The organism is Glaciihabitans sp. INWT7, assembly GCF_014217685.1.
In the GTDB taxonomy this organism is placed as follows: Bacteria; Actinomycetota; Actinomycetes; order Actinomycetales; family Microbacteriaceae; genus Lacisediminihabitans.
In genome coordinates, this window is sequence record NZ_CP043653.1 from 3055773 (window position 1) to 3082107 (window position 26335).

General features: G+C 65.1%; 23 protein-coding genes and 3 tRNA genes. 13 read left to right on the forward strand and 13 right to left on the reverse strand.

All coding sequences use genetic code 11. The annotated features are described in order from the left end of the window. Window positions 1-3: 3 nt before the first annotated feature. Both hpt and tilS read right to left on the reverse strand, forming a co-directional pair. Window positions 4-555: a hypoxanthine phosphoribosyltransferase gene (hpt, locus tag F1C58_RS14800; protein ID WP_185201810.1), complete on the reverse strand. Its 552-nt coding sequence runs from the start codon at window positions 553-555 to the stop codon at window positions 4-6. A 12-nt stretch (window positions 556-567) separates the two neighbouring features. Beyond that, window positions 568-1653: a tRNA lysidine(34) synthetase TilS gene (gene tilS / locus F1C58_RS14805; protein ID WP_185201811.1), complete on the reverse strand. Its 1086-nt coding sequence runs from the start codon at window positions 1651-1653 to the stop codon at window positions 568-570. A gap of 45 nt (window positions 1654-1698) precedes the next feature. Between tilS and F1C58_RS14810 the strand changes: the two genes are divergently transcribed. Beyond that, on the forward strand, window positions 1699-2193 hold the full coding sequence (locus F1C58_RS14810) for an inorganic diphosphatase (protein ID WP_185201812.1): 495 nt from the start codon (window positions 1699-1701) through the stop codon (window positions 2191-2193). Window positions 2194-2268: 75 nt separating this feature from the next. Here F1C58_RS14810 and F1C58_RS14815 read toward each other — a convergent pair whose 3' ends face one another. The 3 genes from F1C58_RS14815 to F1C58_RS14825 form a co-directional block, all read right to left on the reverse strand. Next, complete coding sequence (locus tag F1C58_RS14815; protein WP_185201813.1) at window positions 2269-3633, reverse strand: M23 family metallopeptidase; 1365 nt, start codon at window positions 3631-3633, stop codon at window positions 2269-2271. 147 nt (window positions 3634-3780) lie between these two features. Then, the gene (locus F1C58_RS14820; RefSeq protein WP_185201814.1) at window positions 3781-5061 is read right to left on the reverse strand and encodes a M23 family metallopeptidase; all 1281 of its coding nucleotides are present in this window, start codon (window positions 5059-5061) and stop codon (window positions 3781-3783) included. 224 nt (window positions 5062-5285) lie between these two features. Next, window positions 5286-6533: a M23 family metallopeptidase gene (locus F1C58_RS14825; RefSeq protein WP_185201815.1), complete on the reverse strand. Its 1248-nt coding sequence runs from the start codon at window positions 6531-6533 to the stop codon at window positions 5286-5288. A gap of 180 nt (window positions 6534-6713) precedes the next feature. Here F1C58_RS14825 and F1C58_RS14830 point away from each other — a divergent pair. From F1C58_RS14830 to F1C58_RS14845, 4 genes are all read left to right on the forward strand, one after another. Next, window positions 6714-6786, forward strand: a tRNA-Glu gene (locus F1C58_RS14830). Between the two features lie 32 nt (window positions 6787-6818). Further along, window positions 6819-6892: transfer RNA gene (locus F1C58_RS14835), tRNA-Asp, on the forward strand. 61 nt (window positions 6893-6953) lie between these two features. Further along, window positions 6954-7026: transfer RNA gene (locus F1C58_RS14840), tRNA-Phe, on the forward strand. 114 nt (window positions 7027-7140) lie between these two features. Further along, window positions 7141-7782 (forward strand): bifunctional 2-polyprenyl-6-hydroxyphenol methylase/3-demethylubiquinol 3-O-methyltransferase UbiG, encoded by a 642-nt coding sequence (locus F1C58_RS14845; RefSeq protein WP_185201816.1) that lies wholly within the window; start codon window positions 7141-7143, stop codon window positions 7780-7782. A 32-nt stretch (window positions 7783-7814) separates the two neighbouring features. Here the strand turns inward: F1C58_RS14845 and F1C58_RS14850 are convergent, their stop codons facing one another. Then, complete coding sequence (locus tag F1C58_RS14850) at window positions 7815-8708, reverse strand: LysR family transcriptional regulator ArgP (RefSeq protein WP_185201817.1); 894 nt, start codon at window positions 8706-8708, stop codon at window positions 7815-7817. A 68-nt stretch (window positions 8709-8776) separates the two neighbouring features. Here F1C58_RS14850 and F1C58_RS14855 point away from each other — a divergent pair, with 68 nt between their 5' ends. Both F1C58_RS14855 and F1C58_RS14860 read left to right on the forward strand, forming a co-directional pair. Then, a complete protein-coding gene (locus F1C58_RS14855; RefSeq protein ID WP_185201818.1) occupies window positions 8777-9412 on the forward strand; it encodes a LysE/ArgO family amino acid transporter in 636 nt (211 codons plus the stop codon). A gap of 46 nt (window positions 9413-9458) precedes the next feature. Next, entirely contained in the window at window positions 9459-10157 is a 699-nt protein-coding gene (locus F1C58_RS14860; RefSeq protein WP_185201819.1) for an SOS response-associated peptidase, read from the forward strand. A 3-nt stretch (window positions 10158-10160) separates the two neighbouring features. Here F1C58_RS14860 and F1C58_RS14865 read toward each other — a convergent pair whose 3' ends face one another. Continuing rightward, on the reverse strand, window positions 10161-11042 hold the full coding sequence (locus F1C58_RS14865; RefSeq protein ID WP_185201820.1) for a neutral zinc metallopeptidase: 882 nt from the start codon (window positions 11040-11042) through the stop codon (window positions 10161-10163). Between the two features lie 32 nt (window positions 11043-11074). Continuing rightward, window positions 11075-13147, reverse strand: coding sequence for an acyl-CoA dehydrogenase (locus F1C58_RS14870; protein ID WP_185201821.1), 2073 nt, complete (start codon window positions 13145-13147; stop codon window positions 11075-11077). A 189-nt stretch (window positions 13148-13336) separates the two neighbouring features. Between F1C58_RS14870 and trxA the strand changes: the two genes are divergently transcribed. After that, the gene (gene trxA, locus F1C58_RS14875) at window positions 13337-13714 is read left to right on the forward strand and encodes a thioredoxin (RefSeq protein ID WP_185201822.1); all 378 of its coding nucleotides are present in this window, start codon (window positions 13337-13339) and stop codon (window positions 13712-13714) included. A gap of 26 nt (window positions 13715-13740) precedes the next feature. Here trxA and F1C58_RS14880 read toward each other — a convergent pair whose 3' ends face one another. After that, entirely contained in the window at window positions 13741-14175 is a 435-nt protein-coding gene (locus F1C58_RS14880) for a MarR family winged helix-turn-helix transcriptional regulator (RefSeq protein ID WP_185201823.1), read from the reverse strand. A gap of 75 nt (window positions 14176-14250) precedes the next feature. Between F1C58_RS14880 and F1C58_RS14885 the strand changes: the two genes are divergently transcribed. From F1C58_RS14885 to F1C58_RS14900, 4 genes are all read left to right on the forward strand, one after another. Continuing rightward, on the forward strand, window positions 14251-15060 hold the full coding sequence (locus F1C58_RS14885) for a TspO/MBR family protein (RefSeq protein ID WP_255461145.1): 810 nt from the start codon (window positions 14251-14253) through the stop codon (window positions 15058-15060). Next, the gene (locus F1C58_RS14890) at window positions 15057-16691 is read left to right on the forward strand and encodes an MFS transporter (protein WP_185201825.1); all 1635 of its coding nucleotides are present in this window, start codon (window positions 15057-15059) and stop codon (window positions 16689-16691) included. The genes F1C58_RS14885 and F1C58_RS14890 overlap by 4 nt, the downstream gene beginning before the upstream one ends. A 495-nt stretch (window positions 16692-17186) precedes the next feature. Beyond that, entirely contained in the window at window positions 17187-18521 is a 1335-nt protein-coding gene (locus tag F1C58_RS14895; RefSeq protein WP_370543670.1) for a sugar transferase, read from the forward strand. A 38-nt stretch (window positions 18522-18559) separates the two neighbouring features. Next, window positions 18560-19729 carry a glycosyltransferase family 4 protein gene (locus F1C58_RS14900; protein WP_219731984.1) on the forward strand — a complete coding sequence of 390 codons (1170 nt, stop codon included), beginning with the start codon at window positions 18560-18562 and terminating at the stop codon, window positions 19727-19729. Between the two features lie 60 nt (window positions 19730-19789). Here F1C58_RS14900 and F1C58_RS14905 read toward each other — a convergent pair whose 3' ends face one another. The 3 genes from F1C58_RS14905 to F1C58_RS14915 are packed head-to-tail and all read right to left on the reverse strand — an operon-like array spanning window position 19790 to window position 22913. Further along, on the reverse strand, window positions 19790-20677 hold the full coding sequence (locus F1C58_RS14905) for a hypothetical protein (protein ID WP_219731985.1): 888 nt from the start codon (window positions 20675-20677) through the stop codon (window positions 19790-19792). After that, window positions 20674-21735, reverse strand: coding sequence for a Gfo/Idh/MocA family protein (locus tag F1C58_RS14910; RefSeq protein WP_219731986.1), 1062 nt, complete (start codon window positions 21733-21735; stop codon window positions 20674-20676). Before F1C58_RS14910 ends, F1C58_RS14905 begins: the two co-directional genes overlap by 4 nt. A 29-nt stretch (window positions 21736-21764) precedes the next feature. Then, window positions 21765-22913: a DUF1972 domain-containing protein gene (locus F1C58_RS14915; protein WP_255461146.1), complete on the reverse strand. Its 1149-nt coding sequence runs from the start codon at window positions 22911-22913 to the stop codon at window positions 21765-21767. A 1026-nt stretch (window positions 22914-23939) separates the two neighbouring features. Between F1C58_RS14915 and F1C58_RS14920 the strand changes: the two genes are divergently transcribed. Beyond that, complete coding sequence (locus F1C58_RS14920) at window positions 23940-25109, forward strand: hypothetical protein (protein WP_219731987.1); 1170 nt, start codon at window positions 23940-23942, stop codon at window positions 25107-25109. On the opposite strand, the gene F1C58_RS14925 is transcribed toward F1C58_RS14920, so the two are convergent. Beyond that, window positions 25016-26250 (reverse strand): IS3 family transposase gene (locus F1C58_RS14925; protein ID WP_185201831.1). Its coding sequence is split into 2 segments (ribosomal slippage): window positions 25016-25941 and window positions 25941-26250, totalling 1236 coding nucleotides; the frame shifts between segments, so codons are not numbered across the junction. The genes F1C58_RS14920 and F1C58_RS14925 overlap by 94 nt on opposite strands. Window positions 26251-26335: the final 85 nt, after the last annotated feature.

A 26335-nucleotide genomic window follows, 5' to 3' on the forward strand; every position in this document is an offset into this window, starting at 1 on the left:
GGGCTACGCGTAGACGTGAGGAGCGAGAACTCCGATGTCCCGGTAGTTGCGGTACTTCTCCGCGTAGTCGAGCCCATAACCCACCACGAAGGCGTTCGGGATCTCGAACCCGACGTACCGCACGTCGACGGCGAGCTTGGCCGCGGCCGGCTTGCGCAACAGTGCGCAGATCTCCACGGAATCCGCGCCGCGCGTGCCGAGGTTTGCCCGCAGCCACGACAGGGTGAGCCCGGAGTCGATGATGTCCTCGACGATGAGCACCTTCCGGCCGTGCAGGTCGGTGTCGAGGTCCTTGAGGATGCGCACGACGCCGGATGATTCGGTGCCCGAGCCATAGGACGACACTGCCATCCAGTCCATCTCGATCGGCAGCGTGAGCTCCCGGGCCAGATCGGCCATCACCATCACGGCGCCGCGGAGCACCCCGACGAGCAGCAGGCGCTCGCCGGCGTAGTCCGCCTCGATGCGGCGGGCCAGTTCGGCGATCTTGTCGCGGATCTCCTGCTCGGTGATGAGCACGCTCTCGAGGTCATCGGCGATGTCGCTGTATTCCATGGCCCCATTCTTTCATCGGCCGGGCTCTGTGCGCGTCGAGCGGAAGTGCAACAGCCCGCCGACCCGCTCGACGCTGATGCCCGGGAGGGCGACGGCCGACTGCCCGTGCCAGTCGGTCACCAGGCGCGACACCTCGAGCGTCTGCGACCGGCTGAGACTCACCCCGAACTCCGCGAGCACGGTTGCGCGGATGATCCGCTGCCGCAGGGCCGGCGGATCGTGCTCCAGCGCGCGCGCCGCGAGCGAGATGCCCGCTTCGGCGTGGTCGGCCAGTTCCTCGAGCTGGTCGGCGGCGAACCGGTCGAGCGCATCGGTGTCTTCACGCGCGAGGTCTGCGGTGCGAGCCAGCGCCTCGGCGAAGCCCGGTCCGAGCTCCCGTTCGAGCATCGGCAGTACGATCTTCCGCACCCGCACCCGGGCGAAGCGCACGTCGTCGTTCTGGGGATCGAGCCATGGTTCGAGGCCCGAATCGGCACAGAACCGCACGGTGGTCTCCCGGCCGACGGACAGCAGCGGTCGAAGGTAGAGGCCCGATTCCCGAGCCATCCCCTTGATGCTGCCCAGCCCGCTTCCCCGGGCGAGACCGAGCAGCACGGACTCGGCCTGGTCGTCGCGGGTGTGCCCGAGCAGCACCGCGGATGCCCCGGACTTGCGCGCCACCTCAGCGAGCGCCGCGTACCGGGCGTCCCGGGCCGCCGACTCCGGTCCGCCGACAATTCCGACCGTGACGGTCCTCACCAGCACCGGGTCGAGTCCGAGCGCCCGTGCCTGCTCGGCGGCGCGGGCCGCGACATCCGCCGAACCCTCCTGGATGCGGTGGTCGATGATCACCGCACCGGCAGTGACGTTGAGCAGTCGCTTCGCCTCGAACGCGGTTGCGGCGGCAAGGGCGAGCGAATCCGGGCCGCCGCTGAGCGCCACAAGGACCCTCACGCTCGTTCCCGGCTCCCGCCGCCCAGGCCTGGCCGCCTGGGACTCCGCGCTCCACTGGGCTAAACGGGTCATCTGGGCGACAGGGGTCATCAGCGGCACGAGCGCGCTGCGCACCGCGGAGCGCACGTCGGCGATCGCGGGAGTCAGGCGGGGGCGTGTGCTCATCCGATAACGTTATTGCGTCATCCACCGAACACGAGGAGCGCCCCCATGGCCAGCTACGACGCGATCATCGAGATCCCCAAGGGCAGCAAGAACAAGTACGAGGTGGATCACGTCACCGGTCGCGTCTTCCTCGACCGGGTGCTGTTCACCGGATTCGTCTACCCGACCGACTACGGCTTCTTCGAGAACACCCTCGGCCTCGACGGCGACCCGGTGGACGTGCTCGTGCTGCTCGACTACCCGCTCTTCCCGGGAGTCGGCGTGAAGGTGCGCCCGGTCGGCGTCTTCAACATGACGGATGACGGCGGTTCAGACGCCAAGGTGATCGCCGTGCAGGCGAAGGACCCGCGCTGGTCGTGGATTCAGGATGTCGACGACATCCCGGAGTACACGCGCAAGGAGATCGAGCACTTCTTCGAGCACTACAAAGACCTCGAGCCTGGCAAGTGGGTCAAGACCGAGGGCTGGGGCAACGCGGCCGAAGCCGAAGCCATCGTGCAGGCCGGCATCACCAAACTCGCCGAAGAGGGCTCCCACTAGTCAGACGCGCTGCTCGGGCCCGGCACTGCCGGGCTCGACCATCGTGCCGGGCTCGACCATCGCTCGGGGTGACGCTTAGAACGACACTCCGCGAGCGGCCATGAACGGTGCGGCATCGATCGCCACACCCCCGGGACGCACCTCGAAGTGCAGGTGGCACCCGGTCGAATTACCCGTGCTGCCGACCTTCGCTATCTGCTGGCCTGCCTGCACCTGCTGGCCGGCCCGCACGAGGAATCCGCCGTTGACGATGTGGCCGTAGCCCGTCGACACGCCGTCGCCGTTGTTCATGAGGATGAAGTTGCCGTAACCGCCGTTCGGGCCAGCGAAGGTGATCGTTCCGGAATGGGCCGCGAAGATCGGCGAATTGCAGCTGGCACCGAGGTCGGTTCCGGAATGCAGCGCCTCTTTGTGGCTGACGGGGTTGATGCGCCATCCGAAGGGACTGGTCACACGGCCGGCCGAGGGCCGCACCCATCCGCTCGGGCTCGCACTCGATCCGCCTCCCCCGCTGCCTCCCGACGACGGCGGATGCGCGGCGGCCCAGTCGGCAGCTGCCTTGGCGGCGGCGGCCTCCTGCGCGGCTTTGAGCTTCTTGGCTTCCTCGGCGCGGTACTCCACGCCCTCGTTGTAGCCGGCCTCGGTGGTGGTGGAATTGGTGGCGAGGATGTCGCGCTGGGCCTCGAGCCTGCCCTTGTTGGCCTCTTGCTCGCTCAGTGCGGTAGCGGCCTTCTCTGAAGCGATGTTGGCTTCTTCGAGCGCTTTCTGCGCCGTGGCCGCCAGCACCTTGAGGGCGTCTTTGGCGACATTGGCCTGGTCGGTGAGCGCCTGTGCGGAGTTGCCGTCCTGCGTGGCCTTGTCGTAGAGGCCCGCCGACTGGTCCTTCACCATGCTGGCGAGACCGAGCTGGGAGAGAAGGCTCTTAGATTCGCCTCCGTTGAAGAAGAGTCGTGCGGAAAGGTCGCTTCCTCCCGCGCGGGCGAGTCGCGCGGCGAGCTGGCCCGCCTGCTGCTTGGACTTCGCGGCTTTCGCCTGGGCGACATCCGCCTGCTTCTGCAGCTCGTCGGCCTTGAAGGAAGACTCGTCGTACTTCTGCTGGGCGGCCTGCCACTCGGCGCCCTTCTGCTGCGCAATGGCCTGGGTGGAATCCACCTGGGCCTGGAGCCCGGTGAGCAGCGCATTCAGCTGGGCGATCTGCGCCTCTTTGGCCTTCACGCTGCTGCGGGCCGCCTGCACATCCGCCCATGTCGGGTAGTCCGCAGCGAAGGCGGATTGGCCGGTCTGGCCCAGGATCGTGCCCGCGACCACGATGGCGAGGGCGGCCGCGATCGCGGTTACCCGAAAGGCCCTCGTGCCGATAGTGGATCGTGAGTCACGCGTTTCCGCGGCATCTGCGGTGGGCGCCGAAGCAGCCCGGTGGCCGAACAAAGTGGATTTCATCAGTCCCCGAGTCGTTCCGCAGATCCCCCCGCGAACACCTGAATAGTCACATGAGTAACACTGTTAACATCTGTCACAGTAGCAAGGGGTCGGCGGCCGCGCCAGTCCCACGAACGGGTGGGACCTCCCGCGGCCCCTCTGATTGCATCAGTTGGCGAGCTCGACACCGTTCGAACGCATGAACGGCACGGGATCCTGGGTTCCGCCGTTGTGGTGGATCTCGAAGTGCAGATGGCACCCCGTGGACATCCCGGTGCTCCCGACGCGGGCGATGTTCTGGCCCACCTCCACATGCTGGCCGATGCGCACGAGGATTCCGCCGTTCACGATGTGACCGTAGGCGGTCTCGTAGCTGCTGTCACCGTCGTTGCGGATGCGGATGTAGTTGCCGTAGCCGCCGTAGGGACCGGCGAGCACGATCGTTCCGGAGTGTGCCGCATAGATCGGCGTGTTGCATCCGGCAGCCAGGTCGGTGCCCGCATGGAGGGCGTACACGCCGTTGTACGGGTCGATCCGGTAACCGTAGGGGCTGGAGATATGGCCGCCGGCCGGGCGCGCCCAGCCCGCCGAGGAGATCTGACCCGCCCGCGGTGCCGCGGCGAGTTGCGCGGCGAGTGCGGCCGCCGCAGCCTGGCGAGCCGCCTCGACGCCGGTCGCGTAGTCCGCTTCCGTCTGGGTGGTATTGGTCACGAGGATGGCCAGCTGGGCGTCGAGCTCGACCTGGTGCGCCTGCTGCTCGGTGAGGGCCGCAGCGGCGGCGACAGCGGCATCGGCAGCCGCCTGTGCGGCCTTCTCCGCTTGGCCCGCGAGCGCCTTGAGCGCCTCTTTCGCGATATCGGCCTGGTCGGTGAGGGCCCTGGCGACATTCTGGTTCTGGATCGCCTTCTCGTAGATGCCCGCGGACTGGTCCTTCACCATGCTTGCGAGGCCGAGTTGGGAGAGGAGGCTCTTCGCGTTCCTGCTGTCGAAGAACAGGGTGCTGCTGAGATCGCTTCCGCCGGACCGCGCGAGCCGGGCCGCGAGCTCGCCCGCCTGTTGCTTCGAGCGGTCGGCCTGGGCCTGGGCTTCATCCGCCTGGCTCTTGAGCTTCACGGCTTTGGCTGCCGCATCGTCGTATTTCGCCTGGGCGGCCTCCGCGGCTGCCCCCTTCTGCACGGCATCAGCCTGGGTCGAATCGACGGCGGACTGAAGGGTCGCGAGAAGCTGGTTGAGGGTGGCGATCTCGGCCTTCTTTGCCGCTTCGCTCCGCTGGGCGTTCTGCACATCGGCGTAGCTCGGGTAGGTGGTGGCGAAGGCCGCAGTGCTCGATCCGACGATGGAGCCGCTCGCCAACACCGAGAAAACTGCCGCCACTGCCGTCCAGCGCCTCAGCCGGCCGAGGGGGCGTCGAGTGCTGCGCCGCGCGGTGCCGCCCGTGTTGGCTGCCATCAGTCCTCGATTCTGTGACACCGAGTTTCCTGAGTCACTCCAGTAACACTGTTAACAGCAGTCACACTAACAACCCGCTTGCGGGATGGCCAGTGTTTGCCCGGGTGCGGCGTGGGCCCCTCCACTCCCGTGGATGCCGCCCGTGCCGGAAAGTGCTCCCGCCCGGTCGATTCTCGGAGTCGGGAGGAGCGGCTCGGCGTGAGTCACACCGAGCCCTGCGGGGCTCAGTTGGCCAGTTCGATCCCGTTGCTGCGCATGAACGGCACGGCGTCGATCGCATTGCCGTTCTGCCGCACCTCGTAGTGAAGGTGGCATCCGGTGGAATGCCCGGTGCTGCCGACCGCCGCGATGGGCTGTCCCGGGCCTACCGGCTGGCCGACGCTCACGTGGATGCCGCCGTTGACGATGTGCCCGTATCCGGTGGAGATCCCGTCGCCGTTGTCGATCAGCACGAAGTTGCCGTAGCCCCCGTTCGGCCCGGCGTAGACGACGGTGCCGCCGTGGGCGGCGAAGATCGGCGAGTTGCAGTTCGCGGCGAGGTCGGTGCCGGCGTGGAGCGCGTAGGAGTGGGTGAAGGGGTTGATGCGGAATCCGAAGGGACTCGAGATGTGACCGCCCGCAGGACGAACCCAGCCCGTGGTGGAGATCTTGCCCGCGCCGAGCCCGGCGAGTTCACCCCAGAGCGCCTTGATGCCGTCCACGTATTCGGACTCGAGGTGGTCGACGTTCGTCGTGAGGGTGGCGAGCTGGGCCTGCAGGCGAGCCGAGTTGTCGCTCTGCTCCGTGTAGGCGGTTGCCGCGGCCTCCGCTGCGGTCGTCGCCTCGGCGAGGGCCTTCTGCGCGGCGTCGGCGAGGATCTTGAGGGCGGCCTTGGCGACATCCGCCTGGTCGGTCAGCGACTGGGCCGTGTTCTGGTCCTGCACGGCCTTCTCGTAGATGCCGGCGGACTGGTCTTTGACCATGCTCTCCAGGCCGAGCTGAGCCAGGTACGCCTTCGAATCCCCGCCACTGAAGAACAGCCGGGTGGAGAGGTCGTTTGCGGCGGAACGGGAGAGCCGCGCGGCGAGCTGGCCGGCCTGCTGCTTCGACTTCGCGGCTTTCGCCTGGGCGGCATCCGCCTGTTTCTTCAACGCTTCAGCCTTGAACGCGGCCTCGTCGTACTTCTGCTGGGCGGCCTGGTATTCGTCGCCCTTCTGCACCGCGACGGCCTGCGTCGAATCCGCGGCGGCTTGCAATCCGGCGAGCAGTCCCTGCACGCGAGTGACCTCGGCCGACGTCGCGGACTGGCTCTGGCGTGCCGCCTGCACGTCATCCCAGCTGGGGTAGTCCGCGGCGAATGCCGGAGCTCCAGCCTGTCCGAGGATCGATCCGGTGGCCAGCACCGCCAGCATGGCGACAGTCGCGATCAACCGGGTCGCGCGCTGCCCGCGGCCGGAGAGAATCGTGCGCTTGTGCCCGCTGGTGTGTGCCATGTTTCCCCGAAGTCTCGACTGCACGTTGAACCTACCGCCGAGGGGTGCCGAATGCACGCAACACTGCGGAGTGGCGAGCGGATGCTTCCGCCCAGGGCAGTCGGTTGCGGGTGTGGTTTGGAAATGGGGCCGGGCTCCCCTATGCTTGACCCTCGGCAGCTATGGAGGATTTTTCTTCACGGCCCCATCGTTTAGTGGCCTAGGACGGCGCCCTTTCACGGCGTTAACACGGGTTCGAATCCCGTTGGGGTCACACAGCACTATCCGAAATGCAGCGAATAGCTAGGCCCTGTAGCGCAGTTGGTTAGCGCGCCGCCCTGTCACGGCGGAGGTCGCCGGTTCAAGTCCGGTCAGGGTCGCAAGGCACGGTCATCTCTCGCCAGACGGCCGTGCCTTATTACGTCTATCGTTAGACGCTAAGGCTCTGTAGCTCAGTTGGTAGAGCGTTCGACTGAAAATCGAGAGGTCACGGGATCGACGCCCGTCGGAGCCACGAAGGCCATCTGCAGGCTTCTACTGCGGGTGGCCTTTTTTGTGCCTGCAGAGCGCCTTTGCCGTTTCAGCAACTCGATTTCCCCCCTTCCTCCGCGGAGCCCACACTGTCACCATGACGATGAGCGCGGCCGAGTATTGGGAGAATCGCTACCGGGAGAACGGCAGGTCCTGGAGTGGGAACGTGAACGCCTCCCTCGAACGCGAGGTCGCCGGCATCCGCCCGGGCACCGCTCTCGACCTGGGGAGCGGCGAAGGGGGCGATGCGCTCTGGCTCGCCCACAACGGGTGGGCGGTGACGGCCGTCGACATCTCTCCGACCGCTCTGGCGATCGGTGCCGCGGCCCAGCAGCCCGGCGACGAGATCACCTGGATCGCTGCCGACCTCGCCGAGTGGCAGCCCGCCACGACCTTCGACCTCGTCACCTCGTGCTTTTTGCACTCCGAGGTCGAAATTCCCCGCGAGTCGATCCTGCAACGCGCGGCCGCCGCAGTCGCCCCCGGCGGAACGCTGCTCATCGTCGGCCACTCCGGTGCGCCGCACTGGCCGCGACTGGACGACAGCGGCCACACGCATCCACGACTCGACCTTCCTACGCCCGACGACGTGTATGCCACCCTGTTCACCGACTCGACGCTCGACCCTCAGGACTGGTCGGTGCTGACGAGCGCCCTCATCGAAAGGGTCGGCGGGGCCCCGGATGGCACGACGCACGCGATCGTCGACAGCGTGCTCACCCTGAGGCGGAACGAGTAGTCGAGTAGGGAGTCGACTGGTCCCGAGATGCCCTACTGGCGCAGTTCGATCGCTGCCCGGTCACGCACCGCCGCCGACACGGCATCGAGCAGAGGTGAAGCCAGATTCCACCGCTGCCAGTAGAGCGGAACATCAACCGGATGCCCGGGAGCCAGCTCCACGAGCACATCCTCGCTGAGCGGCTCGAGGCACTGCTGCTCTGGCAGCAGTCCCCAGCCGAACCCGAGCGTGATCGCCCGGGCGAAGTCGGCGGAGGTCGGCACGTAGTGGGAGGCCGTCGCGGAACGGCCGCAGTACTCCTGCAGGAATGCCGCCTGCAGGTCGTCGTTGCGGTCGAAGGTGACGACCGGCGCATGCGCGAGCGTGACCGGAGCGGACCCGCGAGGCATCCAACGTTCACGAAATGCGGGGGTCGAAACCGCCCGGTACCGCATGACGCCGAGCGGCTCGGTCACGCAGCCCTGGACGGCCTCCCTGGTGGATGTCACGGCCGCGATCACCGTACCGGCTCGCAGCAGCGCCGTCGTGCGCTCCTGGTCTTCGCGGTGGAGATCGAACACGACGCCGAGCGACTCACCGAGACCGGCGAGCGCATCGAGGAACCAGGTAGCGAGGCTGTCGGCGTTCACCGCGAGCGATACCTGGAATGGCCGTCCGGGCTCGGAGTCCACCCGCAGGGTTCGAAGGGTGTCGGCTTCGAGGAGGTCGACCTGTCGTGCGTAGCGCAGCAGCACATCGCCAGCCTCCGTCAGCGTGACGGGCGAGGTGCGCCGCACAACCACCCGACCGGATGCCTGCTCCATCGCCTTCACCCGTTGCGATACGGCCGAGGGGGTGACGTGCAACCGCGCTGCCGCCGCATCGAAGGAGCCCGTATCGACGAGGGCAAGCAGCGTGTCGAGTTGATCGAGCGAAAACAGATGCATTAGCCCAGCTTATGCAGCAATAGAAAGAGTAGTTGGATTACAGCTGGCCCACACCATAGCGTGAGGGCATGACCCTGGCGACGACGATCCTTCCGGCCCTCCTCGGACTGGCGACCGGTCTCTCGCTGATCATCGCGATCGGAGCACAGAACGCCTTCGTGCTGCGGCTCGGCATTGAGGGCCGCACACGCATAGTCCTCCCGGTGGTGGCCATCTGCGCGCTGTCCGACGCGGTGCTGATCCTTGCCGGGGTGCTCGGGCTCGGGGCGCTGATCCGGGCGGCGCCGATCGCGCTGGTGATCATCCGGGTGCTCGGGGCCGGCTTCCTCATCGCCTATGGCCTTCTCGCCGCGCGCCGGGCCATCCGACCCCGGGCCCTGGTGGCCGAACCGGTTTCCGCGGCAGCGACGACGGGGCTGGGTGTCGCAGTGACCACGGTGCTCGCCCTCACCTGGCTCAACCCCCACGTCTACCTGGATACCGTGCTGTTCCTCGGTTCGGTGGCGTCGCAGCAGGGGCCGGCGGAACGCTGGTGGTGGGTCGGGGGCGCGATGATCGCGAGTGTGCTCTGGTTCTCGGCCCTGGGCTTCGGGGCACGCCTGCTTCGCCCGGTCTTCGCCCGGCCGTCGGCCTGGCGGGTGCTCGACGCGAGCATCGCCGTCGTGATGATCGCCCTCGGCATCCGGCTCGCGATCGGCCTGTGACGGCGACCGTCTGGCCATTGTCCGCGGTGCGCGGCACAATGGGCGCATGTGCGGACGCTTCGCGATGGACAAGAGCACCGACGACCTGATCGAGGAGTTCGTGGCCGTCGGCGGCGACTTCCGCGACTGGCGGCCGGGCTGGAACATCCGCCCCACCGACCCGGTGGCCGTGGTGCTGGAGTCGATGAAAGACGCACCGGAGCCCACCCGCCGTCTCGAGGTGGCCCGCTGGTCGCTCACTCCCGGCTGGTCGAAGACGCTCAAGATGAAGGTGCCCACCTTCAACGCCCGTAGCGAGGGCATCACCGAGAAGGCCTCGTTCAAAGCATCGATCCGATCGAAGCGCGCCCTCATTCCGGCTGCCGGGTACTACGAGTGGCAGACCGATCCGGTCACGAAGAAGAAGACCCCGTTCTACCTGAGGGTGCCACAGGGCAAGTCGATGGCCTTCGCCGGCATCTACTCCTGGTGGAAGGATCACTCGCTGGCAGACGACGATCCAGCGGTCTGGACACTCACGACAACCATCCTCACCGCGGACTCGGTGCACACCCTCGATCACATCCATGACCGAAATCCCGTGCCGCTCCCCCGCGACCTGTGGGACGACTGGCTCGACCCCCGTATCGAGGGCACCCAGGAGTTCGTGGATGCCGCGGTCGCCGCCGCCATTCCTGTCGCGGAGTCGCTGGAGATCGTGGAGCTCGCGGCCGTGACCGACGAGGAGCCGGTCGCTCGCGCCTGACGGCTACAGTCGCGCGGTGCTCGGCGCGAAGGTGTCGCAGGACTGGGCGCCGGAGGTACGCCCGGTCGTGAACCAGCGCTGGCGCTGCTCGCTCGACCCGTGCGTCCAGGATTCAGGGTTCACCTGGCCAGAGGCGGCCTGGATGCGGTCGTCACCCACCGCGGATGCCGCGCTCAGGGCATCCGCTATCTCTGCCGTCGTCGGCGGCTTGAGAAACGGTACGCCGTTCGCATCGGGCGTCGTGGAAGCGGCTCCCACCCAGGCGCCGGCGAAACAGTCGGCCTGGAGCTCGGTGCGGATGCTCGTGGATCCCGGCCCGGTGTCGCTGTGCGGCTTGTCGAGCACCCCGTCGAGCTTCTGGATGTGGTGGCCCCACTCGTGAGCGACGACGTAGAGCTGGGCGAGCGGTCCGCCGCTCGATCCGAAGCGGTCGCGGAGGTCGGCGAAGAACGACGTGTCGATGTAGAGGGTCTCGTCGGCCGGACAGTAGAACGGGCCGGTCGCGCTGGACGCGCCACCGCATCCCGTGTTCGTGGATCCGCTGAACAGGGCGATCGGCTGGGGTGCGGAATAGGAGCCACCGAGTGCCGGATATTCCTCGGACCAGTACGCCTCGAGCGACGCCGCGGCAGCCTTCATGCGGCAGTCGATGTCGGAGTTCGCCTGCGCGCCGGTCGTGCACTGGTCGAGACTGTCGGCGCTCGATCCGCCGGATGGCGCGCCGCCCCCGCCGACCAGCCCACTGACGTCGAACCCGGTGAGCTGCGACACGATGTACAGCACGACGATCAGGGCGACACCCCCGCCACCGCCCGCGATCATGCCGGTGCGACCGCGCCTGCTCGCCTTGCCGGAAGAAATGTCGGCGTTGTCGTTGAACGTCATGCTCGAACGCTACCGGGGACTGCCGCGCCGGACTACCGCTTGTTTTTGAGCGACTTCTCCGGGATGGGGTCGAGGCCCGCGTCACGGCGAGCGCGGAAATACTCCGCGGCCTCGTGCTGCCGGTCACGCTCGGCCCCGGACGCGATCGCCGACCGCACGTGTTCGGGTTCGAAACCGAAGGCGTCCACGAGGTCGAGAGCATGCGGGCGCAATCGCGGCAGCAGGCGGTCATCGATGTAGTCGGTGATGGCCGCAGCTCGCTGCGCGGAGAGTCGGCCGTTGATGAGGTACCAGGCGAGGTTCTTCTCGATCAGGCTGAAACCGAACAGGTCGCGGAGCCAGGTGAGCACCTCGCTCGTCTTCCCGTCAGTGATTCCGTCGAGAGCCTCGGTGAACGCCTCCCACTGCAGCAGTTCGGCATGGGCGGCGGCCGCTTCGATGAGTTCGTTCTGGTTGGCGTTGAAGAGCGCCGCCGCCTCGACCGGCGATGCCTTCTGTGCGGCACGCAGCCGTCCGGCGAGCGCGGCGACCATCGTCTCCACCCGGTCGGTGAGCAACTGGCGCTGGGATGCCGCGTCGCGCACGAACCCCACCGAGCGGGCCGTCGAGCCGAAGTCGGCCACGTTCTGCGCCAACTTGCGCAGCCCAGAACGATTCACCGCTGCGGCGCCGACCTGGCCGGCGACATAGCCCGCCATGGCCCCCGCGTCCGCATTCTTGAACTTGCGCGAATAGTCGGTGAGCAGCCGCTTGGCCACGAGCTGGAGCAGCACGTTGTTGTCGCCCTCGAAGGTCACATAGATGTCGAGGTCGGCGCGCAACTGGGTGAGACGGTTCTCGGCGAGGAATCCGGCGCCGCCGCAGGCCTCGCGGGCCTCCTGGAGGATCTCCAGCGCGCTCCAGGTGCTGAGTGGCTTGAGCGCGGCCGCCAGGGTCTCGAGATCTTCGCGGTCGGCATCCGACGCCCGCGCTCCGGAGAAGACGCCGTCGAACGCGGTGAGCAGTTTCTCGTGCGCGAACGACATGGCGTAGGTCGTGGCGAGCTTCGGCAGCAGGCGTCGCTGGTGGCGCTGGTAGTCGAGGATCACCTCTTCCTTCGTGGGGTCGGCCGCGGTGAACTGGCGACGCTGCGATCCGTAGGTGATGGCGATGAAGAGGGCGAGCTTCGAGGCGACGACCGAAGCCCCGTCGAGCGAGACGCGGCCCTGCACCAGGGTGCCGATCATGGTGAAGAAGCGTCGGCCGGGGCTCTGGATGTCAGAGCTGTAGCTGCCGTCCGCGGCCACGTCGCCGTAGCGGTTGAGCAGGTTCTCGCGCGGCACGCGCACCCCGTGGAAGTGGAGACGACCGTTGTCGATGCCGTTGAGTCCGCCCTTCAGCCCGTCGTCTTCACCGCCGATGCCGTCGAGGAAGCCGTTCTCGTCACGGATCGGCACGTAGAAGGCATGAACCCCGTGGTTGACTCCCTTGGTCACGAGCTGCGCGAAGACGACGGCCGCGATGCCGTGCAGGGCGGCGTTGCCGAGGTAGTCCTTCCAGGCCGCGCGGAACGGAGTGTCGAGTACGAACTCCTCCGTGGCCTCGTCGTAGGTGGCCGTCGTACCGATGGCGGCGACATCCGATCCGTGCCCGGTCTCGGTCATCGCGAAGGCGCCCGGCACCTCGAGGCTCATGATGCCGGGCAGGAACTTCTCGTGGTGGCGCAGGGTGCCGAGGTGGAGAACGGCCGCGCCGAAGAGGCCCCACTGCACGCCGGACTTGATCTGCAGCGAGGGATCGGCGGTGACGAGTTCTTCGAAGGAGGCGATGTTTCCGCCGTGGTCGTCGTTACCGCCGAGACCGGACGGGAAGGCCTTGAGCACGGATCCGGAGTCGACGAGCAGCTTGAGCTGGCCGAGCACGCGGGTGCGCTGGGCATCGAGTGCGAGGCTGTCGTCGCGATGGAACGCGCTGTCCTTCATGAGCTCGCGGGACTCGCGGCGAGCCTCCGCCCAGGTGCCGAGCAGGTACTCTCCGAGCCAGGCGGTATCGATGGCGCCGTCCCGGGCGGCGGAAGTGGTGGTCGGCCGGGACTCTGCGGTGATGCGGTCAGCGAGGTTCGTCATGGGATCGTCTTTTCGTCAGGAATTGCGGCCTTCGACGGCCTGCATCGACGGTACGAGCCTCGCGGCCGACTGCAAAAGAGGTGGTGCGGCCCGCACGAAAGGCACGACGGCTGCATGACATCCGTTGTAGAAATCCACAGTCGGAAGCTGTGCGGGAATGCCAACACCTCCTAGGCGGTTGGCCTCCACATGCCTACTCTCACTTTGACCACGGATGCCTTCGAAGAAACGGTGTCCTCATCCGGAATCACCCTCGTGGACTTCTGGGCCGACTGGTGCGGCCCCTGCAAGATGTTCGGGCCGATCTACGAGGCCGCGAGCGAAAAGAATCCCGACATCACCTTCGGCAAGGTGGACACCGAGGCTGAGCAGGCTCTGGCCAGCGCCGCCGGAATCACCTCGATCCCCACCCTGATGGCCTTCCGTGACGGCATCCTCGTGTTCTCGCAGCCCGGAGCCCTGCCCGCGCCCGCCCTCGACCAAGTCATCGACGCCGTCAAGGGTCTCGACATGGACGAGGTGCACCGCAAGATCGCCGAGCAGGAAGCCGCTCAGCCCGGGGCCTGATCCGATCCACCCCGGGTGGGTGAGCGCTACTCGACGTCCCAACGGTCAGCCGCGGTCGCCTGGATGATCTCCAGAAGGGAAGCGCGCATGCCGGCGTTGTCCGCGATGCTCGGGAACAGGTCGGCCTCGAGGGTCCTCGCCGACTCCCAGGCCGCCTCGCCCGCTGCGGTGCGCGTTACCACGTGGCGCCGTCCGTCATCCGGATGCTTCTCTCGCGCGATGTAGCCCTCCCGCTCGAGCCGTTCGAGGGTGCGGGACATCGTCTGCACCTCCACCCGCGCCGACTTGGCGAGCTCTGTCTGGCTGCGTGGCCCGGAGCCGAGAACATGCAGCACGATGAGGCCGGCGTGGCTGAGTCCGAGCTGTTCGAGTGCCTCCACCCACGCATGCTCGACGAGCCGCGCCGCGGTCGACAGCAGTCGGCCCGTCGGCCAGCCCTGCATTCCGACCGGATCAGTCATCGCGTCGCCACTTCCCTCGCCATCATTTAACGCTATCGTGAATTAGTAAGCTAGCTGATGATTCGGGAGATCACCGTGAACGAGACGCGAGATACCGTGCGACAGGCCGTCGTGCTGGTCAGTGCCATAGTCGCCGTGGTCGGCGCCTTCATCGGATCGGGGGCGGCGGGCGGCACTCCGATCCAGGATGCCGCGGGCGGCGCTCTCGCGGCGGATGCCACCCCCATCGCCCCCGGGGGCCCGGCCTTCGCCATCTGGACCCCGATCTATGCGGGGCTGCTGGCCTACGCGGTCTGGCAGTCCCTGCCCAAACAGCGTGCCGACGAGCGGCAGCGCCGACTCGGCTACCCGATCGCGGCATCCCTGATCCTCAACGCGGCCTGGATCCTCAGCATCCAGTTCGGATTCCTCGCCGCCAGCGTTCCGATCATCGCCGGGCTGCTCGTGGTGCTGGTCTGGGCATTCCGCATCACTCTCGCCTCACGTCCGAAGAACCTGGTCGAGACGATCGTCGCCGACGGCACTGTCGGGCTCTACCTGGGTTGGGTGTGTGTGGCGACCGCCGCCAACATCACGGCCCTTCTCGTCGCCTCCGGATTCCGCGGCTTCGGCCTCGGCGCGGATGCCTGGGCCGTGGTGATCGTGGCGGTCGCCGGCCTCGTCGGCGTTCTCGTCGCCATCCGCGGGAACGGACGGCTCGCGCCGGCCGTCTCGCTGTCGTGGGGGCTCGCCTGGGTGGCGGTCGCCCGGCTCACCGGAGACCTGCTCTCCGCTCCGGCAGGGATCGCCGCCATCGTCGCCGTTGCCGTCGTCGTGATCGTCACTGTGGCGCTGCGGATCCGCACCACCCGAAGTGCCTCGAGCCCGAAGGCGGTGTCCGCATGAGCGAGGTCGCGCAGGGTTCCTCCCGCCGCCGGTGGGCCGGGCTCGTCTTCATCAGCATCGCCGTCGCTCTGATCATCGTCGACTCGACGATCGTGAACGTGGCGATCCCGTCGATCATCAAGGATCTTGGCATCACCTCCACGCAGGTGCAGTGGGTGCAAGAGAGCTACACGCTCGTGTTCGCCGCCCTGCTGCTCGTGTTCGGAACGCTCGCCGACCGCTACGGCCGACGCAAGATGCTCATCATCGGCGTCACCATCTTCGCGCTCGCGTCGATCCTCGCGGCGTTCTCGCAAACCGGCGACCTGCTCATCGGATCGCGGGTGATCCAGGGCATCGGCGGTGCGATGGTGCTTCCGACCACCCTCTCGATCATCAATGCCACCTTCCGCGGCCGAGAGCGCGGAATCGCCTTCGCCGTGTGGGGTTCGACGATCGGCGGAATGGTCGCCGTCGGCCCTTTGCTCGGCGGCTGGCTCACCACCTACTTCTCCTGGCGCTGGGCCTTCGGCATCAACATCCCATTCGGCATCCTGATCATCGTCGGCACTCTCCTCTTCGTGATCGAGTCGAAGGCCACCGACGTGCGAAGGATCGATGTCGTCGGCGCGATCCTCTCCATCGTGACCAGCGCGACGCTGGTCTTCGGGCTGATCGAGGGCCGCACCTACGGCTGGTGGCTGGTGAACAAGCCGCTCACGATCGGCAACTGGACCTGGCCCTTCGATCTCTCGATCATCCCGCTCGTCTTCGCCGTGACGATCCTTGCCGGCGCCGCCTTCGTGCTCTGGGGACTCCATCGCCAGCGGGTGGGCAAGACGACGCTTCTCGCCTTCAGCCTCTTCTCCATCCCCTCATTCCGCAACGGAAACATCGCCGCGCTCATCGTCTCCCTCGGCGAATTCGGCATCATCCTCTCCCTCCCACTGTGGCTGCAGAATGTGCTGGGCTACGACGCCCTCCAGACCGGTTTCGTGCTGCTCGCCCTCGCCATCGGCTCCTTCGTCGCGAGCGGCTTCGCGGGTGCTTTCGGCAACCGGGTCTCCCCGGTCACCATCGTGCGCGTAGGCCTGCTCGCCGAGATCATTGGCGTCAGCGGTCTCGGATTCGTTATCTCGGCGAACGCGACCTGGCTCATGATTGTGCCGTTCCTCTTCGTCTACGGCTTCGGAGTTGGTCTCGCCACCGCGCAGCTGACCGGCGTCGTGCTGAAGGACGTGCCGATCGAAGCGAGCGGACAGGGATCCGGCACCTCGAGCACAGCACGCCAGATCGGATCAGCCCTCGGAATCGCCATCCTCGGCACGATCCTCTTCACCTCGGCGGGAACCGCCCTCGACTCGCGGCTGTCGCAGCTGCCGGAGGCCCAGCGCACCCAGATCGTCAACGCCGTGGTCGACAGCGCCGGGGCCGCCATCCCGGGTCTCGAGAAGCAGAGTGCCTCGATCGCAGAAGACGCCCGCATCGCCTTCAGCGACGCCACCCGGTTCTCCGCCTTCTCGGCCGCCGGATTCCTCGTGCTCGGGTTCCTCGCGACCCTGCGACTCAGCGGGGTTTCCCGCGATCGCGAGGAGGAACTCGAGGCTGCGGAATCCGCCGTGCCGGCGGGTCACGAGAGACCAACGTCCTAGCTTCGCAAACCGTGCCTTCACGGTGGGCGCGGAGCGAAGTGCGATGGCAACCGCTCGAAGAATTCGACTGGGCCAGCGACGTGTGACCCCAATGGGGGTCACGTAGAAAAAGGCTTTGGTGTATATTTTTGGTATCCCTCGATGGTGAGGGCGCCACCCGCATTGAGAGACTATCCCGACAGTCTTTCCTTCGCGACGACTACCCGGTCGTCCCGTTTGTTGTTCGTTATGTCCCCCGCTACCCGGCGGTTCTCATACGCGGTTCCCTGTAAGACCCGAAGAACTACAGGACAGTACCCGATGAATGAATTGACGGTCCCCCGACCCGTTAAAAGTTTTACAGCCCGTCGAAGCGCCCGGCTCCACGCGCTTCCCGAGCGACAGCGAATGCTCCCGCGTTCGCTTTCCGGCGTCGCCTGGGCACGTGCGTATCGCACTCGCCTCCGAGTCACAGACACCATTGTGATTCTCGCGTCGGTGTCTCTCGGATACGTGATGCGTCTTCTGTTCGAACCCGACCTGTTCGCTGAGAACGGTTCGCTTCTCCGCTTCGGGCTCGGTTCCGTTGCGGTCGTAGCCCTATGGGCGATCAGCCTCGACGCTTTCCGCTCACGCGACCTCAAGGTAGTGGGAATCGGCCAAGACGAATACCGGCGAATCGTAGCCGCGTGCTTCACTTTCTTCGGAACCCTCGCGATGGTGTTCGTGGTCGGCGGGATCATGAGCGCTCAGTGGTTCTTCGTTGTCGCTGCCCCGCTAGGCACGATCGGACTTCTCCTCGGCCGCTGGTCCTGGCGGAAATGGCTGATTCGACAGCGAGCCTTCGGCCATTTCCTATCGCGGGTGGTCGTCGTCGGCAAACGCAAAGACGTGATCAAGGTCATCCGCCAGATCGACCGTAACTCCAGTGCGAACTATTCGGTCGTCGGCGCCGTCATTGACAAGCACGACACTGAGGCAGACGACGGAGTGCTGCGGGACATCCGCGTGCACCGCGGACTCGACAAGGTGGCTGACTTCGCCGGCTCGATCGAGTGCGACGGCATCGTCGTCGCCGGGCAGCCGACACGCCGGGGGGATTTCATTCAGGATCTGGCGTGGGAGCTCGAGGGCAGGTCGCTCGAGCTGATTCTCGCGACGAGCCTGGCGAATGTCGCCGGACCCAGGATTCACTTTCGACCGGTCGATGGCTTACCGCTTATCCACGTCGAGATCCCGCAGTTCGACGGCGGGAAACACGTCACAAAGCGAGTGATGGATATCGTTCTCGCGACGATCGCACTGGTGGTGCTCTCCCCTCTCCTCGTGGTGATCGGCATCCTCGTGCGACTCGAGAGCGACGGTCCTGCGCTTTTCACTCAGCAGCGCGTCGGCCGAAACGGAGTGCCGTTCCAGATCTTCAAGTTCCGATCAATGACTGCCGATGCGCCCGAACGCCTCTCCGAACTGCGTGATGCCAGTGAAGGCAACGGTGTACTCTTCAAAATCAAAAATGATCCCCGCGTGACCAAACTCGGGCGCGTGCTGCGTAAATACTCGCTTGATGAACTCCCGCAGATCTGGAATGTCTTGATCGGCGACATGAGCCTCGTAGGCCCACGTCCGCCCCTCCCTGTCGAGGTGGACGGGTATGAAGATCGTGTGCGCCGTCGCCTGTACATCAAACCCGGGCTCACCGGAATGTGGCAGATCAACGGTCGATCGACCTTGAGCTGGGAAGACAGTGTGCGCCTCGATCTCTATTACGTGGAGAACTGGTCCGTCGTTGGTGACTTGATGATCATGTGGCGAACCGTGAAAGTAATCATCGCGCCGGTGGGGGCATACTGATTCACGCATCGGCGAACCCAGAAACTACTCTGGGTGTTGTGCGTACAATACTGGTCGCCAATCCGTCTGCCGACGTCTACGGCTCCGATCTCCAGATGCTCGAGAGCATCTCCGCCATGGTCGGTCAGGGCTGGCGAGTGGTTGTCGCCCTGCCAGCCGGTGGTCGGCTAGTGCCGCAGATGGAGGCGCGCGGAGCAGAGGTCCACATCGTCGACTTTCCTGTGCTCAGGCGTGCGAACGCATCCGTTATCGGAGTCTTGACACTTGCGCGCGACGGCCTTCTGGCTCTGGGGCGAATGCGCTCTATGATCATGTCGACGGGCGCAGACCTCGTATATGTCAACACCGTCACCCTTCCCTGGTGGATTCTGGCTACCAGGCTGGCGCGCCGCAAGGTGATCGTGCACGTTCACGAGGCCGAGACGGAAGATAGTCGCGCCATTCGCTTCGCTCTGAATTTCCCCCTGCTGTTTGCGCACGCACTCATCCTCATCAGTCGCTCGACCCGAGATGCGACTACTGGATCGGTCCCAGGGCTCAGAGGCAGGTCCCACCTCATCTATAACGGTGTGGATCGAGCCCCGGCACCGAGAGTTCGTCGTGAGATCGTGGAGAACAGTCCCCTTAATCTGGCAATCGTTTGCCGGCTCTCCCCTCGCAAGGCGCCGGACGTCGCCATTGAGGCGGTCGCGATTCTTCGAGGACGGGGAATCGATGCCCGCCTTGACATTTGCGGCACTCCCTTCGAAGGCTATGAGTGGTTCGAGAAAGCACTTCGCGATCGGGCCGCGCACGCCGACGTAGCCGGAAGCATTTCTTTTTCTGGCTACGTGTCGCCGATCTGGAGCGCGCTGGACGCCGCGGACATCGTTGTGGCTCCCTCACTGAGGGAGCCATTCGGAAACGCCGTCATCGAGGCTCAGCTGTCGGGTCGGCCCATTGTGGCCTCACGGGCTCTAGGCCACACCGAATCGATCGTCAGCGGCACCTCCGGGCTCCTGGTGACCCCCGGTGACCCTGTCGCACTTGCCGACGCTGTCGAGAAGATCTACTCGACACCTCAACTCGCTTCCTCCCTCGCACAGGGCGGGCGACAGAGTGCCCTGAACAATTTCTCCAGCAAACGCTATGCCCGAGATATCGTCGGTCTGATCGATTCGACCGTGTCGGGCAAGCGCGCCTCTACCCCAGAGAAGGCGCGTCGATAGCAGCGGTGCCGGGACACCAATGGCTCAGCGGAACCACCCTCGACCTACATCACCGAACGGTCAGTGGCTGAACTCGTCGACCAGCTGTTTGGTATTGATGATGTTCGCCTTGCTCGATGCACCGAAGACTATCGACTCGATATTGGGCTGCTCACTGATCCACCGGATCGCCTCTCGAGCCGGAATAGCCCCGGAGGCGAAGACCGACATCGCGACCGCCCGGAATCGATGGTTCTCCAATACCTCGTGATATCCCTCGATGCCACCAGACATCCGGAAGCCGATTTTGTTGATGTTCGAGCAGACGATCGGATTCTCGATACCGAGCCGCTCGAACCTCGTGAGAAGCATCGGCAAATTCATCGTGATGAAACCGGGCTCTGCCCCGTACCGCTTCCTCACATGGTTAGCAAAAATCGTGAAAGCATCGTCGAAACCGAGCCCGAGAAGCAGATCCACCACCACGTTCTGGAGCCAGATGACCGGGGTTTTCAGGTCGCGGAACATCGCCATCTCAGCGTCAACGAGAAGCGTGATCAGGCCCTCGACATCCTTCCGCGCCAGCGAGGCACCACCGCGGAGCATCGCATTAACGATGCCTTCCTCTGGGAGGAACTTTCGCACGGCACCCATCATGCCGTTCTCGGTCACCGCGTCGGCATACTTGTGTGCGTAAGGCATTCCCGGGAAAAACGTGAACTCCGAGTATCGTTCCGGGTTATTTCGCACCCGGTCGGCGACCTGCGCGATGCGCTCGTGTGTGGTGCACATAAAGGTGGTGATGCCGGCGTCATAGGCGTCGTCAAGCACCGCCATCACCGCGTCGAGCTCCTGGAATCGCATCGCCTGAGCTCGAGCCTTCTCCTCTGACATGTGGTTCACGCCGAAGAACTGGTTATCTCCGAAAAGCAGGCGATCCATGGCTGTGGTCTCCGTTGTATCGGTCATGAGCGACGCCCGAACAGCCCGCGCTTCACGCCTGGCTTCTCTGCGACGACAACCCCGTCATCCCTCGTCGCTGGTCCGGCTGCAGCATCAATCGTGAGAAGCTCGAGCACGCGGTCAGTCGTCGAAGCGCTGGCAAAACTGTTGATGTCATCGAGTTGATGATTCTCGACGCGTTGGACGAAGTGGTCCAGTTGGGCGCTGTACTCCTCACCGCGCAGATAGAACCAGACATTCTCGGTGAGCTCAGTCGTGTATTTTACATTCCAGCCCTTCTCGTAGCCCTCGATATCCGGGGCTGTGTCGCGAAGGAAGACCTGAACTTCTTGGCGGTCCGCGTGAATTCTGCCCGCCGTGCCGCTGATCGTGATTTGGGTGGTCATCTTCCGATAAGACTCGTCGGACCAGTTGACCGACAGCTGTGCACTCACGTTTTCGGGGTAGTAGAGCGTACTGAACACCTCGTCCTCCGTGTTTTCGGAGAAGATGCTACCGAGAATCGTGCCACCGACTCCGACCGGAGCACCTGCATACCAACTGAGCAGGTCGACGGGATGCGCGGCATAGTCGTAGAGGCATCCGCCGCCCTCCGTGCGCTGGCTGCGCCAGGTCGACCCTTTGGATTTCAGTACCACGGGTCCATATGCCTCTGCGAGTATGTGAGTAACACGGCCGATCGCACCGGCCTCGAGCAAAGCTTTCACCTCTCGGAAGGCTCCAACAAATCGGTTGTGGTACCCCACCTGGGTAACGAGGCCCTTGGCGTCCGCGATCTCTGCTAACTCCGTCGATTCCTTGGAGGTAAGCGTCAACGGCTTCTCACAGAAGACGTTGAGGCCTTTTTCCAACGCCGCCTTCACCATCGGACCGTGAAAGCGGGTGGGGGTAGCAATGAGCAGCGCATCCAATTCGACCTTCTCGAGCATCAATTCAAAGTCCGTGAAGGATTGCAGCCCTGTGTACTTGGAAAGCACGTTAAGGATGTACCCGGTCGAGTCGACCACCGCATCGACCCTCACCTCCGGGTGAGCCTTGATCATCGCAAGGTGGGACAGACCCATCTTTCCGAGCCCTACTACTCCGACGCGTATCACTTGCTTCCCTTCCAGAGGTCTGTGTCAGATGTTGCCAATAACCGCGGATCGACGCGGCGATTCAGAAGTTCCTGATACTGGCCACCGATGCGTTCCCAGGTGAATTCCGCCGCGTGCCGTGCCCGGCTCGCGGAGCCCAGCTCGGCTCGGAGGGCAGAATCACCGAGCAAGCGGGTCACCGCAGAAGCAACGTCCTCGGCGGTCCGGAAGTAGAGCGCACCCTGATCGACGACCCAGCGGTTATAAGGGTTGTCGTGGGCGATCACCGGATTGCCTGCGGCCATCGCCTCCACCAGCGAGGGATTCGTTCCGCCCACCGTGTGGCCGTGCAGGTAGCCGGAGGCATGAAACCGAATTGCCGCCAGGTCTCCGGGGTCATAGATCGCGCCCAGGAAGACTACCTCGTCGCTGGCTGCCTCCATGACTGAGCGGTGGTACTCGTCTGTAGCAGGGGTGTAGTTGCCCAGAACCACCAGGCTGTGTCCGCGATGTTCAGCAGAGAATCCCTCCACGAGTTCGAGAATCGTGTTCTCCGGAATCGGGCGGCAGATCAGCGTGAGGTACTCACCCGGTACCAGCCCGCGAGCCGTCACCGGCGCAATGGATGCCTCAGAGATCGCATTCGCACCGTAAGTGATCGTGGTGAGCTTGGATCGGCGGGCGCGGGTGGCAAGGTAATCCTCGATTACGGGGTGGTCCGCGATGAGGTCGTTCCCCACCCAGCACGCGATCCGCTCGTTGGTCCAGAGAATGGATTGCTTGACCTTGCCCCAGCGGGCGCGCGACCACTCGATGCCATCCATATTGATCACGTTCGGTATGCGCTTTATCCGCTGGATTACGTTGAACACGGCCGTGTTGTAGCCGAAGGTCAAGCAGACGTCACCAAATTTCGAAGCGTGCAAGATGGACTTGAGGTCGAACTGCGCGGTGCCGAGCCACCCTTCGCGCGCCACCGGGATATTGACCCGCTCGATCCCGTGCCAAACGTCCTCCCACATCGCACCGGAGCGCGGGACCTGGCAGTAGATGATGACGCGCCAGCCCTCGTCCCGCAGAAATAGTCCCACGTTCTCGGCCGCAGTCTCGAAGCCCCCATAGTTGGCCGGCACCCCGTGCGTGCCGAGGATGCGCACGGTTCGCATCTTGGTGACGGCGGGTCTTCGGGAATTCATGAGGGGCTACAACTCCAGTCTGTGTCGGCAGCAGTCGGGTATAGCGGCCGGTTTCGTCAGCATCGACGGGAGAGATGAATTCTACGTGAGTGACCCATGCGGCGACGCTCCCCACAACGAGGGGGAGACTCGGATGGCCCCTGTAGTGTTTGCTGTTCTCTACCCCCATTCGAACCCCAGGAGCCCCCGATGGCGAACGAGAAGCCCGGAACTCCGTCGCGAGGGCCCGCCCCGCTTGACCGCGAGCGGAAGTGGACGACACGACGCAAAGCGGTCCTCGAGATCATCGCGGCAGTTTTGCTCGCGGCGATCATCGTCGTGATCGCCATTTTGTCGACCTCCCGCAATTCGAGCGCTCCGTCAGGATCGAGCTCCCCGCCGCCCAGCTCGACCAGTGCGAGCCCGGAGCCAAGCCGCAGCAGCACGCCGGAGTCGAGCCCCTCACCGGGTCCCTCAGGTTCACCGACGGCGGCTCCAATAGCCAGTCCTGGCACCATCAAGCCGGGACTCACTGCGCAGATCACCAAGTTCGAGGCCGTGGATGGCGTCGCTAACACCCCGGGCGAGATTTCGGGCCCGTCAGTGCGTTTCACGGTCACTGTGACGAATACCGGGGCAACCGCTGAGTCACTCGGCACCACGGTTGTGACTGCATACTACGGAGCCGACAGAACGCCAGCGCTCGAGCTGAGCGAGCCCGGTGGGGTCGATATGCCAGGAAGCGTCGCGGTCGGGGGTACCGCCACTGGAATCTACATCTTCTCGATTCCCAAAGACCAACGGAACGATGTGCGTCTCGAGGTCGACTACTCAGTCAAAGTGGCGCCTGTGGTCTTCCAGGGGGCCTTGCCGCTCTAACACCCCGCAAAAGGGGGACAGAAGTATTTACAGACCGAGGCTCGCGCGGCTAACGTATTGGCATTCCTGCATCAGTCCGCTCGCGGAACGAACGGTCCAGTTCGCAAGGTGCCGGTCTTATGGGAACGAGGCTCGCCCATGCCCGTCACGCAGCGCCACGTAGCATCCTTCACAGCCATGGCTTCCGCAGTCGCTCTCGTCATAACCGCAATGGTGGGCCTCGCGCCCGCGCTCGCCGACACGGCCCCGGCAAGTGCGAATGATCCGCAGACTGTTTCGGCGGATTCGCTGCCCACTGCGCAGATCAACGGGGTTGTCTGGGATCAGGAAATCGTCGGCAACACCGTCTATGTCGGCGGCAACTTCAGCAAGGCCCGACCAGCAGGATCGGCCCCGGGCACGAACGAGGTCCCGCGCACAGACTTGATGGCATACAACTTGCAAACAGGGGTGATGACCAGCTTTGCACCGGTACTCAATGGCGAGGTACGCGCCCTCGACTCGTCTCCTGATGGCACCCGGCTCTACGCGGTCGGCACTTTCACGACCGTCAACGGAGTAGCTAAAAACCGTATCGTCGCCTTCGACATGGCAACCGGCGCCATCGTGACGAGTTTCGCCGCAGCAGCCAACGCATCTCTCTACGCGGTCACTGCGAATGCGGCGACGGTGTTTTTCGCGGGCAACCTGACTTCAGCGAATGGAGTTGCAAGACCGGGACACGCAGCCGCAGCGCTGGCGACGACCGGGGGAACCACCGGGTGGGCGCCAAACCTCCAAGGTGGTCGCGCCTACGGCATGGAGGTCTCGCCGGACGGGAGCAAAGTCGTTTTCGGCGGGAGCTTCACCACCTTTAACGGAAGCGGAAACCCGGGATTCGGGTTGGGCGCTGTCAACACCACAACCGGCGCATCACTGCCGTGGGCGACTAATTCGGTCGTGCGGAACGCCGGCACGAAGGCGGCCATTTATGGGCTGTCGTCGGATGCGGACAGCGTCTACGCCTCGGCATACAACTTCGGCGGAACCGGCAACACCGAGGGCACGGCTCGCAGCTCCTGGGATGGCACCCTGATTTGGCTTGCCGATTGCCGTGGCGATAACTACAGCGCGTCCTCGAGCGGTGGTGTTGTGTACATCACCGGACACTCGCACCAGTGCCAGTGGGTTGGTGGGGCCTTGGCCCTTGTTCTTGGACACGGTGTCGTTTCGGTTTATGCCGCTTTCGTGAGCGTAGCGGACACGATGGTTTCGTATGCGTCGGGGCTGATGTTGCCGATCGCGGAGTGCCGGCGACGGGTGTTGTAGCGGGTCGCCCAGCGGAACACGGCCCGGTAGGCGGTCGCTTGGTCGGGAAATGTTGGGACACCGTCGAGGAGCTCGCGTTTCAGCGACGCGTTGAACGACTCCGCGAGGGCGTTGTCCGCACTGGAGCCAACCGCGCCCATCGACTGAGTCACACCCATGCCCGTGCAGAGACGCGCGTAGTCCTTCGAGGTATAGACCGACCCATGATCCGAGTGAAAGACCGCACCGCGCAGCGAGCCGCGTTGATGCCAGGCGGCCCTCAACGCGTCTTCGACAAGCTCGGTGCGCATATGGTCAGCCATCGCCCAGCCGGGCAGCTTCCTGGAACACAGGTCGATCACCGTGGCGAGGTAGAGGTTCGTGCCGTCAGCGATGGGCAGGTAGGTGATGTCGCCCACGTAGCGGAGGTTCGGGCTCTCAGCGGTGAAGTCGCGGCCCACCAGATCGGGGAACTTCCTGCCCGACTGGTCCGGGATTGTGGTCTTCACCCGGCGGCGCAACCGAATCCCCGCCAGTCCTTCCTGGCGCATCACGCGCGCCACACGCTTGTGGTTGACCCGTTGCCCGCCGGCCGCGTTCTCGTTCAGGTCGGCAGTGACTCTGGGGACACCGTAAGCGCGATCACCACCCTGGACCGGGTCCTGCACCTGCCGGATCTTTGCGGCTAATGCCGCGTCCGCGGCAGCCCTGCCGGCCCGAGCGGGCGCGGCGACCAGCCACGCGTAGAACGATGACCTAGACACCTCGACACCCTCACACAACCGCTTCACGCCATAGGCGCCCTTGTGATCCTCGACGAACTGGAAGCGGGTCACCAGTTCGTCTCCCCGGCGAAATACTTCGCCGCCTGACGGAGAATGTCTCGCTCCGTTTCGAGCTTGCGGGCCTCAGCGCGAGACGCAGCCAGCTCCGCCTCCAACCGGACAACCCTCCCAGCGTGCGACTCGGATCGCCTCGCAGACCCGAGGAACGCAGTCCCGGGCACCGTTACTTCGGAGCCGAGCCTGCCCACCCATTCCTTCAACGCACCACGGGAAATTCCCAGATCAGCCGCGATGCCCTTCACCGTCGCACCAGGCGTGGACTCGTATAAATCCACCGCCCGCCGACGAAACTCGTCCGTGTAACTCTTCCTAGCCATCTCTTGAATTCTCGCTTCCCCAGCATCGTGCTGGAATCAGCGTGTCCAAGAACCGGGGTTAAGTCCCGTGGGTTTCCACAGAACA

What these genes read in the sequence shown, in the direction of transcription:
- hpt (WP_185201810.1), bottom strand. Translation starts at nt 555, where the DNA reads ATGGAATACAGCGACATCGCCGATGACCTCGAGAGCGTGCTCATCACC.
- tilS (WP_185201811.1), bottom strand. Translation starts at nt 1,653, where the DNA reads ATGAGCACACGCCCCCGCCTGACTCCCGCGATCGCCGACGTGCGCTCC.
- F1C58_RS14810 (WP_185201812.1), top strand. Translation starts at nt 1,699, where the DNA reads ATGGCCAGCTACGACGCGATCATCGAGATCCCCAAGGGCAGCAAGAAC.
- F1C58_RS14815 (WP_185201813.1), bottom strand. Translation starts at nt 3,633, where the DNA reads ATGAAATCCACTTTGTTCGGCCACCGGGCTGCTTCGGCGCCCACCGCA.
- F1C58_RS14820 (WP_185201814.1), bottom strand. Translation starts at nt 5,061, where the DNA reads ATGGCAGCCAACACGGGCGGCACCGCGCGGCGCAGCACTCGACGCCCC.
- F1C58_RS14825 (WP_185201815.1), bottom strand. Translation starts at nt 6,533, where the DNA reads ATGGCACACACCAGCGGGCACAAGCGCACGATTCTCTCCGGCCGCGGG.
- F1C58_RS14845 (WP_185201816.1), top strand. Translation starts at nt 7,141, where the DNA reads ATGACGATGAGCGCGGCCGAGTATTGGGAGAATCGCTACCGGGAGAAC.
- F1C58_RS14850 (WP_185201817.1), bottom strand. Translation starts at nt 8,708, where the DNA reads ATGCATCTGTTTTCGCTCGATCAACTCGACACGCTGCTTGCCCTCGTC.
- F1C58_RS14855 (WP_185201818.1), top strand. Translation starts at nt 8,777, where the DNA reads ATGACCCTGGCGACGACGATCCTTCCGGCCCTCCTCGGACTGGCGACC.
- F1C58_RS14860 (WP_185201819.1), top strand. Translation starts at nt 9,459, where the DNA reads ATGTGCGGACGCTTCGCGATGGACAAGAGCACCGACGACCTGATCGAG.
- F1C58_RS14865 (WP_185201820.1), bottom strand. Translation starts at nt 11,042, where the DNA reads ATGACGTTCAACGACAACGCCGACATTTCTTCCGGCAAGGCGAGCAGG.
- F1C58_RS14870 (WP_185201821.1), bottom strand. Translation starts at nt 13,147, where the DNA reads ATGACGAACCTCGCTGACCGCATCACCGCAGAGTCCCGGCCGACCACC.
- trxA (WP_185201822.1), top strand. Translation starts at nt 13,337, where the DNA reads ATGCCTACTCTCACTTTGACCACGGATGCCTTCGAAGAAACGGTGTCC.
- F1C58_RS14880 (WP_185201823.1), bottom strand. Translation starts at nt 14,175, where the DNA reads ATGACTGATCCGGTCGGAATGCAGGGCTGGCCGACGGGCCGACTGCTG.
- F1C58_RS14890 (WP_185201825.1), top strand. Translation starts at nt 15,057, where the DNA reads ATGAGCGAGGTCGCGCAGGGTTCCTCCCGCCGCCGGTGGGCCGGGCTC.
- F1C58_RS14895 (WP_370543670.1), top strand. Translation starts at nt 17,187, where the DNA reads ATGCGTCTTCTGTTCGAACCCGACCTGTTCGCTGAGAACGGTTCGCTT.
- F1C58_RS14905 (WP_219731985.1), bottom strand. Translation starts at nt 20,677, where the DNA reads ATGACCGATACAACGGAGACCACAGCCATGGATCGCCTGCTTTTCGGA.
- F1C58_RS14910 (WP_219731986.1), bottom strand. Translation starts at nt 21,735, where the DNA reads ATGGGTCTGTCCCACCTTGCGATGATCAAGGCTCACCCGGAGGTGAGG.
- F1C58_RS14915 (WP_255461146.1), bottom strand. Translation starts at nt 22,913, where the DNA reads ATGCGAACCGTGCGCATCCTCGGCACGCACGGGGTGCCGGCCAACTAT.
- F1C58_RS14920 (WP_219731987.1), top strand. Translation starts at nt 23,940, where the DNA reads ATGCCCGTCACGCAGCGCCACGTAGCATCCTTCACAGCCATGGCTTCC.